The 15,843-nt window shown below is 44.5% G+C and carries 10 protein-coding genes; 5 read left to right on the forward strand and 5 right to left on the reverse strand.

The genetic code is table 11. From position 1 onward, the window contains the following. Window positions 1-102 precede the first annotated feature (102 nt). Entirely contained in the window at window positions 103-1,560 is a 1,458-nt protein-coding gene (locus JOE49_RS25565; protein ID WP_160789162.1) for a glycoside hydrolase family 1 protein, read from the reverse strand. Window positions 1,561-1,787: 227 nt separating this feature from the next. On the opposite strand from JOE49_RS25565, the gene JOE49_RS25570 reads away from it, so the two are divergent. The 4 genes from JOE49_RS25570 (at window position 1,788) to JOE49_RS25585 (ending at window position 6,694) form a co-directional block, all read left to right on the forward strand. After that, on the forward strand, window positions 1,788-2,759 hold the full coding sequence (locus JOE49_RS25570; protein ID WP_160789161.1) for a LacI family DNA-binding transcriptional regulator: 972 nt from the start codon (window positions 1,788-1,790) through the stop codon (window positions 2,757-2,759). Window positions 2,760-2,992: 233 nt separating this feature from the next. Continuing rightward, window positions 2,993-3,835 carry a BglG family transcription antiterminator LicT gene (gene licT, locus JOE49_RS25575; RefSeq protein ID WP_160789160.1) on the forward strand — a complete coding sequence of 281 codons (843 nt, stop codon included), beginning with the start codon at window positions 2,993-2,995 and terminating at the stop codon, window positions 3,833-3,835. A gap of 230 nt (window positions 3,836-4,065) precedes the next feature. Then, window positions 4,066-5,922, forward strand: a complete 1,857-nt coding sequence (locus JOE49_RS25580; RefSeq protein WP_023990002.1) for a beta-glucoside-specific PTS transporter subunit IIABC — start codon at window positions 4,066-4,068, stop codon at window positions 5,920-5,922. A 256-nt stretch (window positions 5,923-6,178) separates the two neighbouring features. Next, a complete protein-coding gene (locus tag JOE49_RS25585) occupies window positions 6,179-6,694 on the forward strand; it encodes a thioredoxin family protein (protein ID WP_209943440.1) in 516 nt (171 codons plus the stop codon). A gap of 196 nt (window positions 6,695-6,890) precedes the next feature. Here the strand turns inward: JOE49_RS25585 and JOE49_RS25590 are convergent, their stop codons facing one another. Then, the gene (locus JOE49_RS25590) at window positions 6,891-8,249 is read right to left on the reverse strand and encodes a sugar phosphate nucleotidyltransferase (protein WP_049827706.1); all 1,359 of its coding nucleotides are present in this window, start codon (window positions 8,247-8,249) and stop codon (window positions 6,891-6,893) included. A gap of 160 nt (window positions 8,250-8,409) precedes the next feature. Between JOE49_RS25590 and JOE49_RS25595 the strand changes: the two genes are divergently transcribed. Further along, on the forward strand, window positions 8,410-9,105 hold the full coding sequence (locus JOE49_RS25595) for a response regulator transcription factor (protein ID WP_023990005.1): 696 nt from the start codon (window positions 8,410-8,412) through the stop codon (window positions 9,103-9,105). A 42-nt stretch (window positions 9,106-9,147) separates the two neighbouring features. Here JOE49_RS25595 and JOE49_RS25600 read toward each other — a convergent pair whose 3' ends face one another. From JOE49_RS25600 to JOE49_RS25610, 3 genes are read right to left on the reverse strand one after another with little or no spacing between them, the layout of a single operon-like run. Then, window positions 9,148-13,578 carry a polysaccharide biosynthesis protein gene (locus tag JOE49_RS25600; RefSeq protein WP_209943441.1) on the reverse strand — a complete coding sequence of 1,477 codons (4,431 nt, stop codon included), beginning with the start codon at window positions 13,576-13,578 and terminating at the stop codon, window positions 9,148-9,150. A 50-nt stretch (window positions 13,579-13,628) separates the two neighbouring features. Then, window positions 13,629-15,365 (reverse strand): ATP-binding protein, encoded by a 1,737-nt coding sequence (locus JOE49_RS25605; protein WP_209943443.1) that lies wholly within the window; start codon window positions 15,363-15,365, stop codon window positions 13,629-13,631. Beyond that, window positions 15,362-15,811, reverse strand: a complete 450-nt coding sequence (locus JOE49_RS25610; protein WP_028541546.1) for a hypothetical protein — start codon at window positions 15,809-15,811, stop codon at window positions 15,362-15,364. The genes JOE49_RS25605 and JOE49_RS25610 overlap by 4 nt, the downstream gene beginning before the upstream one ends. Window positions 15,812-15,843 lie beyond the last annotated feature (32 nt).

Below are 15,843 nucleotides of genomic sequence, written 5' to 3' on the forward strand. Positions count from 1 at the left end.
GAAGCCCTCTGAAATATTATTATTGTGTCTATCAAAAAAGCGGGTACAGCAGATTGCATCCTTAGGATGTCCTCTGCTATACCCGCCCGAGATGATATGAAATTACAATTCTTCACCATTGGTTGCTATCACATTTTTATACCAGTTAAATGAGTCCTTTTTGGAGCGTTTGAGCGTTCCGTTACCATCATCATCCAGATCGACGTAAATAAATCCGTAGCGCTTGGACATTTCGGAAGTAGACATGCTCACAAGGTCGATAGGACCCCAGCTGGTGTAACCAATCAGATCAACACCGTCGGCAATTGCTTCCTTCATTTGAACAATATGCTGACGCAAGTAATCAATACGATATGTGTCATGCACAGATCCGTCTTCTTCCACCTTATCATAAGCACCTAGGCCATTTTCCACGATAAACAGCGGCTTTTGGTAGCGGTCATATAACGTGTTCAGCGTAACACGCAGACCGATCGGATCAATTTGCCATCCCCAGTCAGAGGACTGTAAATATGGATTTTTCACCCCGCCAATCAGGTTTCCTGCTGCTTTCTCACCTTCTGGACCTGCAGAAACGGTCAAGGTCATGTAGTAGCTGAATGAGATATAATCGACCGTGTTATTTTTTAAAATTTCGGCATCGCCTGGTTCTGTGTGTATAACAACATTATTTTCTTCAAAATAACGATTCATGTAGTTGGAATATTCCCCACGGGCATGCACATCCGTAAAGAACAGGTTCATCTGATTTTCATGCTGGGCTTTCAGTATATCCGCTGGATTACACGTATGTGGATAGCTTTCCATACGAGCCAGCATACAGCCGATCTGAGCGCCTGGGATGATCTCATGTCCCCGTTTGGTCGCCAGTGCACTAGCTACAAATTGATGATGCAATGCTTGATATATCGCTTGTTGTTTGTTTTCTACACGGTCAATAACCACACCGCCACCGGTGAACGGACTCATGGTCATTACATTGATTTCATTAAAGGTCAGCCAGTATTTTACTTTATCCTTATAGCGTGTAAACACCGTTTCGGCATAATTTACGTAGTGTTGTATGACTTCACGACCCAGCCAGCCATTATACTTCTGAGTCAGACCTAGCGGTGTTTCATAATGCGACAATGTTACCAAGGGCTCAATATTATATTTGCGCAGCTCATCAAATACATTGTCGTAGAATTGCAATCCTGCTTCATTCGGCTCGGCATCATAGCCATTCGGGAAAATCCGCGACCAGTGGATGGACATACGAAATACTTTAAAGCCCATTTCAGCGAACAATGCAATATCTTCTTTGTAGTGGTGGTAAAAGTCCACACCTTCACGTTTTGGGAAACGGGCATTGACTTTGCCTGCCAAAATGTCTTCAAGTCGCTCGGACGAAATCTCCATAGCATGATCGTTCTTGCGTTCTGCTTTGGGTACATAGGCAACCATGTCCGCACTGGACAATCCTTTTCCATCTACGTCAAAAGCGCCTTCCAATTGGTTAGCTGCAGTTGCACCACCCCACAGGAAATTTTCGGGAAATCCTTTTAATGTCTTAGTCATAGTATAAAAACCTCTTTCCGTATTTAAGATTTTTACTTTGGTCTAGTAAATAATACCCCTTTGGTGCAGGGAGTAGCACTTCGACAACTTTGCCGCCGGACAGTAACCGTTCTCCTTTGAAAAGCATTGACAGTTGCTTTAAAATAGACGTAATGCCTTCATAAGCATCCTAATCGTTGTAACGCGTTTCATGTCAAGTATTTTTTTCTTATGTGAGGAGAAGCACCATGTCGAATCTTGATCAAATTGCAAAACTGGCGGGCTTTTCCAAAGCTACGGTATCCAGAGTATTAAATCAGTCCCCCCATGTCAGTCACGAAACAAGAACTAAGATTTTAAAAATCATGCAGGAATTGGATTATGTTCCTAATCGGAATGCCATTTCTCTATCCAAGGGTCAGACGCTTCAGATCGGTATCATTACTTCAACTATTAATGAAATTGTTCTGGCTTTTCTGGACAGCTTTGTGGAAGTAGCCGGCCAGTATGAATTCCAAACCATTATTTATACTTCGGGAGAAGACAAAAAGAAAGAGCTTCAAGCCTTTGAGGATTTAAAAAGAAAAAGAGTCGATGCGCTGGTCATCATTTCCTGCGTGAATGACACTGATTTTTTGAGTACCTATTGCAAATATGGCCCGATCGTTTCGTGGCAACGAATGGAGCATACCGATATTCGCTCCGTCGCTATGGATCAGTATGAAGGATATATGTTAGCGCTAAAACATTTGATACAAAAAGGCTATACTCGTATAGCCAACGCTTTTGGTCGTCCGAGCAGCATCAATACCCATAGCAGACAACGAGCCTACGAACAGATCATGAGTGAGAACAATCTGCCAGTGTTGCAACACTGGAATCACTCTTCTATTTATAATATCCGTGATGGCGAACAGGTCGTACGGGATTTGTTACAGCGTCGGGAAGAATTCCCAGAGGCTATTTTATGTGCTAACGATTATGTAGCAGTGGGCATTCTCTGCGAAGCACGCAGACAACGGCTGAACGTACCGGAAGATCTGGCGATTGTCGGATTCGATAACACGGAGCTGGCGCATACGATGGGGATTACAACGATTCAAAATCCCATCATGGCTCAAGCACAAAATGCTTTTTTCATGCTTTCCCCTCAGCTGATTGGACGCCAAATGGAGCTTCATTCGCTAGAGTACTGCCTCATTGAACGTACGACCACGTAAGGTAACGATTTACTTGCAAATTAGGCAAAAGGGCCTTGATATGAAATATTTTTTGTCGAATCAGAATAAAATATGTTGAAATCGCTTTTTTTTGTGCTACAATAGCACTATATCGAAGGATTGTGACCGGTGATGCGGGCAATGCCTGAGTTCAATTGAGTGCTATTGCTAACAATAGTGTTGAATTGTGCTTAGGCATTTTTTATTGGTAAAGGATGGGAGGGGGAACTTCAATGATTATTGAGAAGGTGCTCAATAACAACGTCCTATTGACTAAAAACGATAAAGGCAAAGAGGTCATCGTGATGGGAAGAGGTATTTCCTTCAAAAAGGTGGCTGGCGATCAAGTCGATGATGATAAAATAGATAAGATTTTCATGTTAAATGAAAACGAGTTCACGGCTAAACTAACTGAACTGCTGAACGATATTCCAGTGTCTCATCTGGAGGTCGTGAATGAAATCGTAACCCATGCAACGGAAGTGCTGGATACGGAGTTAAGCGATAATATTTATTTAACGTTGACCGACCATATTCATTTTGCCATACAACGGCTAGAAAAAGGACTGGCACTCCAAAACGCGATGCTGTATGAAATTAAACGCTTCTACAAAAAAGAATTTGCAGTTGGACTGGATGCTCTTCAAAAAATTGAAAATACGCTCGGAGTAAAATTGGGCGAAGATGAAGCAGGATTTATTGCATTGCATATGGTGAATGCACGGATCGACGGTAACGAAATGAAATCTACACTGAAAATGACTGAGATTGTCCAACATATATTGAACATTATTACGTATCATTACGGAATTGTGCTGGATGAGTCTTCTTTTAGCTATTCGAGATTTTTGACACATTTGCAATATTTTGCGATGCGAGTGATTCGCAAAGAAGTCATTCACAGTGGTGAAGAATTTTTGTACAACCAGGTGAAGCAGACGTATACCGAAGCTTTTGCTTGTGCCCAAAAGATCAATGAGTATCTGGAAAAAACATACGATCAATATTTAAGCAAGGATGAATACGTATATCTAACTATCCATATTCATCGGGTAACTGAGCGTAATAACATATAAGATTAACAACTTCATATCCTCATCGTTCATGGATTGTGACTGGTAAGGCAGGCAAAACCTAAACTGATGGTGAAATCGACGTTCCTCTATAGGAGAGTGCGTAGTTTTCACCACGAGTTTAGGTTTTTCTTGTTTACAAGTTTAAAAAGGTGCACGCCGGCGCATCTTAGCAACAGATGTAAACAGTAAATCCTATCAGTAGCAAGAATAACCCATAAGGAGTTCTGAACATGAGTGATAAAGAACTATCTAAAAAAATAGTGACCCTCGTTGGTGGCGAAGAGAATGTCAATTCGGTGTTCCATTGCGCTACACGCTTGAGATTTAAATTAAATGATCGTACAAAAGCAGACAAAGCCGCACTGGAAGCAACCCCTGGTGTCATTACAGTAGTGGAAAGCAGCGGCCAGTTTCAAGTGGTCATCGGTAACAATGTAGGTCAAGTGTTTGAGCATATGATGGCAGAAACGAATTTGCAGGATGCAGATAATCCCAATGCCAAAAAGGAAGAATCTTCTGAAAAAACGAATTTTCTTGGCAAAGCGGTCGATATCATTTCCAGCATTTTTTCTCCCATTCTCGGTGCTCTTGCCGGGGCGGGTTTGCTTAAAGGGCTACTGGCGTTAATTTTATCTTTTCAATGGATTAATGATAAAAGCGGTACGTACCTGATCCTAAGTGCAGCTTCCGACAGTGTTTTCTATTTTCTACCTGTGTTTTTGGCTATTACATCGTCCCGTAAATTTAAGACAAACACCTTTGTATCGGTGGCAATCGCTGGAGCTCTGGTCTATCCAGCAGTTATAACGGCGGTAAGCAACCCAGAAAGATTGGCGTTTTTAGGTATTCCGATCATTCTGATTAATTACAGTTCCAGTGTCATTCCAATTATTCTCGCGGTCTGGGTTCAGTCCTATGTGGAGCGCTGGTTCAATTCCTTTATCCATCAATCGGTTAAAAACATTATCGTGCCGATGCTTTCGCTCCTGGTCGTTATTCCGTTAACATTTCTGGCCTTTGGTCCAGTAGGTAACCTGATCAGTCAGGGCTTGGCAAACGGTTTTACATGGGTATACAATTTAAGCCCACTAATTGCCGGGGCTGTTGCCGGGGCATTCTGGCAAGTGTTTGTTATTTTCGGCGTACACTGGGGCTTCGTTCCAGTCATGCTGTCGAATATTGCAACATTGGGCTATGACACGATGCTTCCGATGCTTACAGCAGCCGTACTTTCTCAGGCTGGTGCAACATTGGGGGTATTCCTGAAATCCCGGAACACTCAGATGAAGGCTTTGGCAGGTTCCTCTACGCTGGCCGCTATTTTTGGGATTACAGAACCAACAATTTATGGAATAACTTTAAAATTGAAAAAGCCGTTCATTTATGCTTGTATTTCCGGAGCAATCGGCGGGGCGATTATCGCTTCTGGCGGAGCGCACGCACAATCCTTTGCATTACCGGGTCTACTGGCGTTGCCGACTTATTTCGGACCTGGATTCTTGTGGGTAGTCATCGGTTTGCTCGTTGCCTTTGTACTTGCAGTTGTATTGGTTATGATTTTGGGCTTTGATGATCCAAAAGAAGAAACTGCAAAAACAGAAGCTGCACCCGTAAAGAAAGAAGTGGCAATCGAGAAAGAAATTCTCGTAAGCCCACTGCAAGGTAAAGTATTGCCTTTGGAACAATCTTCTGATGTTGCTTTTGCTTCAGGTGCTATGGGGAAAGGAATCCTGATTGATCCTACAGAGGGTGTGCTGACATCTCCTGTCAATGGAACGATTACGACAGTATTCCCGACCGGACATGCCATCGGTATTACTTCCAATGACGGAGCAGAAATTCTGATTCACGTGGGTGTTAATACAGTGAAGCTGAAAGGACAATTCTTTGACAAGCGCGTCAAGGAAGGCGATATAGTTAAGCAAGGACAACTGTTGCTTGAATTTGATATCGAGCAAATTAAGGCGGCAGGCTATACTACGGCTACGCCGATTATCGTAACAAATTCCGCTCAATACCTGGATGTGTTGAACACAATGGAAACTGAAGTGAAGCGTGAGGATTACTTGTTGACTGTTGTGGTCTAACGTTTAACTTTCAGACTAGAGCATTTTGCATAAATCCCAGGAGCGTTTTCAAATCAGCAGTATATAGATCGAAACGCTTTAGTTCGTCTATATACTGTACTTACAAGCGTTGGGAATCGAATTATGCAAAATGCTGATTAAAGAAGCTTTCCCCATGGAAAGCTTCTTTTTTTATACATAATGAGACAAGTGTTACAGCGAAAAATGGAAATATCATTTATTGTAAGTGTAAGAATGTAAAAAAAGGAGGATTTCTGTGAAAAAAGGATATATCGCCGGGTTAAGTGTCATTGTGTTGCTTGTCATTGGTATCGCTATTTCAGCTGTAGTTAAATTTCAAGACCTAGAGCAGGTTGTTCAACAAAAAGACAAAGAAATCCAAGCGAGCAAAAGCAATTACCCAGAAATATATGACCACTTGAATGCGGTTACATTTGATGGTTTTAAGAGTTTGATTCAACAGGATCAAAGTGTATTTATCTATGTCGGCAGACCGAGTTGTGGCGACTGCAATCGGTTTGAGCCTAACTTTAACAAGATGATCGAACAGTATAATCTAGGCTCTAAAATTACTTTTTTGAACGTTCACAAAATCCATAAGGACAAGCCCCAATGGAATAAATTCAAAGAGGATTACAGCGTTAAATACACCCCCACCATTGCAGAATTCAGAAACGGCAAGCTGGTTGATAAAATAGAATGGACGCCTAAAAGAGATCTCAGTACAGACGCTGTAAAAGAGTGGCTGACCTCCAAGAAACTTATTTTATAAGTCTCTTTTCTATCCATTTCATTACGCACACAAAGAACTGTTTATGCAAAAAAAGGTATTCATTCGTGTAACGCATGAATACCTTTTTTAGGAATGTACAGGTCATCTAAGCTCTAATAAAAAATAGTTCCTACTACTCTTCACTGCCTTCTGATAAACCTCGTTCGTATCTATCAGTCCCTATATTGTAGACACTTCATAGAGTATGATCGTCAATCGAATCAGGAAATTCATATCGGATAATATCCGTTTCGGATACGATATGTCCGATTTGTGACTCAATGAATTCTAAATCTCCCTCTACTGCCCCTATAAAATGCTTTGTACCGGGTTCTATGACGATGACCTCACCAGGGCTGACTGTCTGTGTCACGCCATTGATAGAGACGCTCCCGGTTCCAGAAACTATAGTCCAAACTTCTTTACGAAACTGATGCTCATGATAGCTGATAAATCTCCCATTTGAAATGACCACGCGTTTGGTCACTGTCTGCAATCCACTTGCCGCCTGTTGATGGGATAATACGGTTTGCTTTCCCCAGAAGCGCTCCTCAAAACGCGGGCCGATTTCAATTTCTGCCACCATATCCTTAATTCCTGTTGACGACTGTCGATCCGTAACCAGCACGCCATCTGGACCAGCAACGACAATAATGTCTGGAACATTCCAGATGCTAACCGGAATCTCCAGTTCATTGATGATATGCGAGTCATGTGAAGCTTCTGAAATATATCCCGGGCCACTCAGCTTCGAACTTACTTCCCGTACCAAAGAATCCCATGTGCCCAAGTCTCTCCACTCTCCATGATAGGGAAGCACGGAGAGCTTATGAGTATGCTCTACTACCGCAATATCGAAGCTAGTTTTAGGTAAGTCTGCGTAATTTGTCGAAAGAGATTCATAGTCGGCTGGTAAACCCATTTGCTCCAGAATATCCAACAAAAAGCCCAGTCTAAAAGCAAACACCCCGCAATTCCATAAGGCCCCTTCACGGATCAACGCTTCTGAACGGATCAGATCCGGCTTTTCTACAAATGAACTAACCCTATAATATGGCTGGTCAAGTGAAGGAGAGGCTGAAGGCACAATATATCCGTATTTATCTGAGGGCTCCGTTGGGGCAGCCCCCATTAATGCGATATGGCTTCCTGATTGCTCTAATATCGAAGGAAGCCTACGCAGATGCTCGAAAAATTCATCCCCAGCATACCCGTCCACAGGCATGACCCCTACGATCTCATCGCGTGATGCGCCTGCAACGTCATGCAAGTAGGCCGTAGCCAGAGAAATGGCCGGGAAGGTATCCCTTTGAGTCGGCTCCTCAATCACTACAGCATCTCCGCCAATTTGCCCCCGAATCAGCTCGGCCTGAGTTCCACTCGTTGAAAAATAGGCCTCATCTGCCAAATTCGCCTCATCTAATTGCCTCCATATTCGTTGCAGCATGCTTTCTGGACGTTCATCATGACGTAAAATAGAAAGAAACTGCTTGGGGCGGTTCACATTGGATAAGGGCCATAGACGTTTACCCGAACCTCCAGATAATAAAATCATTCGCAAAGATGCAACCTTCTTCCTCTAAATTAATATTTTTCTTTCATTATAGGACTGTTCGATTTTCGCATTTCTGCCGAATACATAAGTATGTATTATCGTGGAAAATACATACTTATGCAATGTAATTGTATCTTTATCCGTACAGGAGATGTCAGTCATGCCCATAAAAATACTCATCATTGAAGATCAAAAAAGTTTGGCAGATATGATTGCTCTTCATCTTCAGGAGGAAGGCTATCATACCGAGCTTATTTATGACTCTAAACTTGCAATTCCTACACTTATGCGTTTTAAGCCCGATATTATTGTGACCGCTCTAATGTTTTCCGGTAAAGTCGAATGTGCGCTGATCAGCCAAATCCGTCAATTTACTACGGTCCCTATGCTGGTCATCTCTAATAACACCCTGCTGAATATAAGAATAAAGGCTCTGGACGACGGAGCAGATGACTTCTTATGCAAACCATTCAGCCTGATAGAGTTAAATGCCCGCATCAAAGCCCTGCTGCGCCGCTGCGGCCCCAACATGCCCATTGAATCGCAAACGGTAACTCAAAAGCTTAAAAAGGTAAGGGTTTGGGTGAATGATTACCGTCATAGCCTGTTAGTCGATGACCAAGAAATAGAAGTCACTCAAATTGAATTTTCCATTATAAAAGAGATGTCCTGCAATCCAGGTAAAGTCTTTACCCGCAGCGAGCTGATGGATCGGATCAAAGGTGGAGATGGCGCTTATCTGGATCGTACCATCGACGTACATATTTCCAGCCTTCGCAAAAAAATAGAACGTGACCCTAAAAATCCTCAGCATATCCGTACCGTCTGGGGCAGAGGCTACAAATATGAGATGTAGCCGTATCATGGCTACCCATTTCCCCACTGAGCAGCTTGCTTTTTATGGAAGATTTCGCTTCTTCCATCGCCGATAAGGAAGAAAACAAGCTGCTCCACCCAGTATCCCTATGAGGAACAGTACCCAGCCGAAACGGTAGGCGGAAGCCAGAATAACGACGACTTTCCCGTTCCCGTTACCATTGGTAATGAATCCGGTAGTCACTCCATTGACGGACAGACGGGCTCGCTGATTTTCGCTACCTAGCCTGAACTCCCACAGTGGATTGGGTGATTCGGTCTCCCGGATCAGCACCTGTTCATGCGTTGGATTATATAGCGTAAAACTGCGTTCCATGGAATTTTCACGAGTTGCCTGAATGCTCTCCGATGCATGTGGAGCCATAAAAAAGGTATCCATATCCGATCCCTCAAACAACGTAAACTGATCCACTGTAATCATGGCTTGATAAGGGATGATGGAATATTGCTTCATTTGAAATAAGCCTGACTGCTTCTTGTGCGCATGCGCCAAAATCTGAAACTGCATCAAGGCAGTTCCTGCCGGAGCCTTCACAATTTGATCATAATGATTCCATTGTTCCTTATCTCTCTCCTCCACCTCATCAATATAGGAGGTTTGGAGAACCTGGGACGCTTTATTCAAAAAAATGACCTTCATATGCCGACTTCCAATTTGTTCTGATCGCGCATCCAACTGAACGGCATACTCTTGCAGCGGCTCTGCCTTCATTTTCTTGGACGCATAAATATTCCAGTCACAGGAATAGCTAGGTGCGTAACGGATAGAGAGTCCTTCGTCCTTGATTGACAGATTCGTCTGCCCAGGTCGAATATCCGCCACACATCCGACATCCGTCGTGCTCAATGATTCCTTCGTATCCTCCCCCGGCATCATCGTCACTTCCTGCGCAGCCATTCGATGAATATCTCCAAAACGGCTCAATGACGGCACCTGACTATCCAGCACAAGGGTTAAGCGATACTTCCCCTTGGTTAGGAACAGATTTTTAAATTCGACTCGGCCGTAGTCATTCAGCAGACCGGGAATTTGTATGATTTTCTTGGCAAAACCATCCTGATCGGGCACCGTTTCAATAACCTGCTTTTCGGATAAAGAGGTCGCGGGTAGCCGCTTATACGACTCCTTCGTACGAATCGTTCTGGTCAGCACCTTTCCCGTCTCTTCATTCGTCCACTTCATCGTTAATGACCCCTGGTACCCAGCGGGGAGATTAGCCAAAATAGCTGTGGCATAGGTTCCCGTTTTGGCGACTTCCACATCCCTGCTTAACGTCCCCTTCTGATAGCTGATCCCCCGCCCCATACTAAGTCTTGGTAAAGCACGTTCCGTCTGTACATTCCCTTGTGCGTTAAAATCGCTCTCTGCCTCCAAGGTGAAAAAAAGCTTGCCCCGCTTCAATGCCTGCTCCACTGGAAAAGATAGCTGATCTAGCTGATCCACAGGGACAATCGCAAATTGATTGATCGCATTAAAGCCTTGCAGGTTATTAACCGTGACTGGAGTATCTCCTTTTGGAAAAACATGTTCTCCCAGATCCACCCATTGAAATTGGTTTAAACCATCATCCTGAGTCTTGATACTAACCACTTTGTCCGGCAGTGTGACTTGTAATTTTCCGCCTGCCTTATTCATAAACACTCTAGCATATACATGCGAGGTTTGAGGTTGATCCAGTTTTTTGTGCATCGTAAACGTGTTAGGCTTGCTATATTGCCCCAAATCACGCAGCTGGATATCATGAATCCACCAGTAATTTTTTTGCTGTGGACGCTGTAGGGTTAACAAATCCATTCGCATCCAATAGCTGCCGGGCGGCGACACGTATTCCCCGTAAAATTTCACACTGTCAAAATTATATCCCTCCGAAGGCGCCACGACATAGCTAACCCCCAGTTCACGCATTTGCTTATCGTAAAATCTCATTTTCACATGCATTTTGTTCGTCCCGCGACCGGAAACAGTAATTTGGAACTGATACGGATTATTTTCCTTGGCTTCCAGCAAACCCGATCTAGCGACCTGCCATATATTACTCGGGTCTCCCTTCATAATTTCGCCGTGCAGAGTTGGCACATCATTCAATTCCTCACGGGGATTAGCCTGCACACTGAACAACTGCGGATTATCCGGCTTGAAGAAGGTTTCGGTCCGCAACATGGAATCAAAGTCCACGACCGTCTTCCCATCGATGCTGCTCATCTGATACGGGGCCACATCCAGCTTCTTACTGGCAAAGGTGACCGCAATCCCTGCATCCATTTCCATATCGAACGGAAAGTTCCGTATATTTTGGGAGGATAAATACCATAACCAATCGTTAGTCGAGGCAAAGGTTTTGGACCATTTTAAAAAGGCATTACCATCCTCAATGGCATCAAAAGGCCGTAAGTAATCCTCTGCTGGAAGCTGTGACAATAACAAGTCATTAAAGGACGCCGCTTCCACATAATCCCCTTTGTTAATCATCTGGATGGTTTTTAGCTCAGGCTTTAACGCACTGAACAGCACCCCAAAGCGGCTAAAATCAAAACCAGGCAGATGACTGTAGCTCTCCAGTCGGCTAAAACCGTAAGGTGTTACAATTTTACTCGCAAGGATGTTCATATAGGGCGGTGTCTGATCGAGATTGAATATGGAAAATAGCCCGTTCTGGTACGTACGTTTCAGCCCGGTCTGACCTTCCAGCTGAGACAGGTGGAAATCCTGCCGCTTCTCCTGCCCCACATATTCATCATGGTAGACCAACTGATTGACCCCAAAGGTAGAGAACAGCCAGCCTAATCGGGAGCTTAATCCGTTGTCCATGACATACTGCAGAAAATTCATATAGTATGTAATGCCGGGATCATTCCCCTCATGATGAAAGATCGTATTTTTAGGAGAAGAGTATACCTGAAAATCTCCGGTTGCCTTTTCGTTTGCGGTCTTCCCTTTATTCCATTTGGGCGTGGCTACTCCGTTATAGCTCTGAATCATATTGTCAGCAATCGGAAAGTATAATGCCTTGCTATCGAAACGATCCGGGTCAGTCAGCTTTTCAGCCATTTGACCATAAGCCTCCGGCACTTGTACCGGCTTGTAGTACCCCTCAATGAACTGAGTACGCAAGGGAGCAAAATATATCCCCAGGCACAAAACGACAATAACTACCGCCAGCTTTTTATATACACGCTGCAACGGGGATGATCCGAACCATTCCATAAATTGAATAACACCAAAGGTCAGCAACACCCCGAAATTAAGGGCAATCAGTCCAATAAATTTGTTAGGATCACGGAAAACCGAACCAATCACAGGGGTTTTCGTAACCAAAATGACAAACCACTTGGCAATGGATGGGAACGTCGTCCCGGTAGCTGCAACCAGAAACAGCAACGTAAGTAGCGAGAAGATCAGAATGATCGGATTTTTATGTGAACGTGTCACCATCGCATACCCGATCAATAGCAACAAAAATCCCCCTCCTACATAAAACATGACAGGCAGTGAGGACAAGGAAAACATGGGCCACCAATAGCTCAGTAAATAACCCACATTATATAAACTGCTGTTGCGGCTGAACAGAGACAACGTATCCACGACGTTAATATTATGCTGAGACGCTTGAGCGTCCATCAACATGCTACCGACATATAGAGACAACCAATAAAAACTGAGCAGACCGAAAAACACGCCAAAAATGATCCCTTTACGCAAAAAATTGCCGTATAACGGCTGCAAATAGGTGCGACCGGCCTTACGGTGGGTCCAGGTCAACTTGATTAATAGCAACATGGTGAACAATCCCAAATAAATCATGCCGAAGAAAAAATAATGAATTGCCGCAGCACTAACGGTGAATACCGCAGCCAACAGGAACAGGTCGATCCAGTTTCGCTGATACAACTTGTGGGGATGATAGTTTTTAATTTGTTGAATTTGAAACTTGGGGTCCACCGCACTGAAAAAGAATCGCAGCATTAACGGAAACAAGCTATATCCACAGAGCAAATAAATATGCTGAATGCGGAAAATAACCCACGGATTCAGCGCATAAAACAACGAGCCGACCATGATGGCAAAAATACGGGTCTTCGTAAAGCTTGGTGAATAATACACGCTGACCAGTCGCTTGGCAAAGGCATACATCGAAAATGCCGAAACAAATAATAAGCCTGTAATAAACGACTTGAGCAAGACCGGGCCGCTTTCGTCAAATAAGAGTGACAGTCCATAGAAGGGCAAGATGTACAGGATACGTGGAGCATTGAACAAGGTCGAGGTAGACCATCGCTCGTTCCATACTCCGGTTATTTCCTCCAGATACCGATGAGAGGTGGCTCCAAAAGCAATGTCGCTAAACACAATTTGCCCTGGTCCATAGATGGGTGCAAGATATGCAACAATCGCAATCAGCATCAACATCATTGCCGCCATATCGTAGCGGTAGCGAAATATCCATTTTTTCATGCTTGTCCCCCTCTCTTGAACTTCTCGTATATCTGTCGGTTATCTTGGGCCTATCTCCTCAAACGAACGATTGCCTGCAAGCCCTGATCGGTATTACGCAGCTTTAAACGACCGCCTATGGTCTTCAGGTATGCATCCATATGATACAGGCTGAATGCATGCTCCTGGGAGTTTTGTGAATAGTCTGGCTGGAAATAGCTCCAACGCATTTTATCATCAATCCCGCCACCCGTGTCTTCAATGTTAATAATAATTTCTCCTTCTTCCAGCCGTGAACTAACCTTAAGCACTTGAGATTGCCGCTTGGACCGCAGACCTGTTCGGCCCTTTTCCTGATTCTCAGGCTGCTCTCCATCTTGGCCCATGGCCTGAACTGCATTTTCCAGCAGTCCCTGAATCGTTTTGTACAGCATGGGTGCTTGTGCTGCAATCGATGGAACAGGCTCTTGCCGCAAGATCACTTGAATGTTCTTCATGTTCAATGAACGGTTCGCCCATTTCAGCGACTCAGACAATACTTCATTCATATCTGTAAAGCTAATTCCACTATTATCATGCATCTTCTCTTCCAGCTCATCGCGCAAGCTACGGACTCCCGTCAGTAACTCTCCCAGTGAGGATTCCTGTCTGAGACGACCCTGGATGAAATTTTCATTCAACTCGCGAAAATACTCCAGTTCCTCATGAGAGGCTCCTTTTCCCTGACTGGAAGCCGCTTCAAAACGGTTTGCTAGATCATGATAAAATCCCAGCAGCTTCAAATCATCACCGCCTGTGAGACGGCTAGTCTGCTCTTGCAGCTCTTGTAGCTGCTGCTCAATCGTCTGCATTAACGGCAAATAATAGGTGTCCTGCTGCTGTCGCATATCTTCATCGCGCCGTTGGTCACGCACCTGATTGTTCACGATGGCATCCTTTACAATCCTTTTGCGGAACTGTACGAGCATGGCCCACAGAATGAACAATATCAGAACCATGACCATCCACAATTGTTTGCGAAAGGAGCTGATTCGCTGTGCTGTATCCTCGCTGACATCCTTAACCGATATGTAAAGGGCCTCTTCCCCAATGCGGCTGAATCCTATTCCGTGTTTCTCACCGTCATCTTCAATGACACCTGTATTGCCCTCCAGCAGCCTACGGGTTACGCCCGTGATGTCCGTTCGGTTAATATCCGGAGTACTTCGGGAAGCTACGACCTTAAATTGACCGTTATAAAATAAAGTCTCATGCTGGTTAACTGGTTTACTTTTAATAATCCCGCTGAGCATATCAGCGTCAACCGTGCGCACCATAAAACCGCCCATCTGCGCTCCTTGAATCCTGCATGCTATATACTGGGCAGGCTGATGATCCTCTGTCACAAAAGAGCTTACTGCACAACCATTTTGCAGCCATTTAATCTGCTGGACCGCACTTTTCATCTCACGATTGTCTCGTCCGACCATCACACGATACTGCTCATCCAGCACATAAAAGGCCCCGCCGCTTTCACGCTTAAACCCTTCAGGATACTGGCGTGTTCCCTGATTCAGCATATCTCTGCCCAGACTGGACGACAGCTCCTTCAGTTCAGTCTGCCATGCGGCATAACGCTCGGTTATGCTGCTGGAAAGTTCCTGTACCTCATACTGGAGCTGCTCGTTCTGAATCTCCGCCAAGTGACCACTGAATTGCCGCACAACAAACCATTGAAGCACAGCGGCCAAGAACAATGTCACACCCAGAACGATCAGGTACAGGATCAGCTTTTGCCAACCTGGTTTCAACAAAGCCCATTGCTTCATGCTCCCCTGTCCCCTCCATTCTGTTCAAGACGGCTCAAAATAGCCTGCATCAGGCATTCCAGCTCGTAGCTGACCAGCGGTAGCCGTGCGCACAGCAACCGGGGAGTACGGCGCTGGAGTGCAGCAAACCTCGCAGCGGTTTCCGTTGCCCCGTCCGTCAGTAGGATCAACTCGCATGTTTTTGCGATATATAAGCGATCCAGCTCTTCCTCGCCGTATTCTCGCAGATCAACAACGTAAATATCATGACGATCGTCCATATGCTGAAGTGCGCTGGAGACAGCCAGGGTCACTCCTGTATGCCGTGCAGCATGATACTGATGAAGGAGACGCATACCTTTTTCCCAGAGGGCATGTTCAGCCGAATCAAATCGTTCACAAAAAAGACGCAACGCCCGTTCTGTATTGACATCTTTCAAAAATGCCAAAACGCTGATATTATACATGTAGTTCCTCATTTCTTACTTCCTGATTGGAG

The organism is Paenibacillus sp. PvR133, assembly GCF_017833155.1.
Lineage (GTDB): Bacteria > Bacillota > Bacilli > Paenibacillales > Paenibacillaceae > Paenibacillus > Paenibacillus polymyxa_B.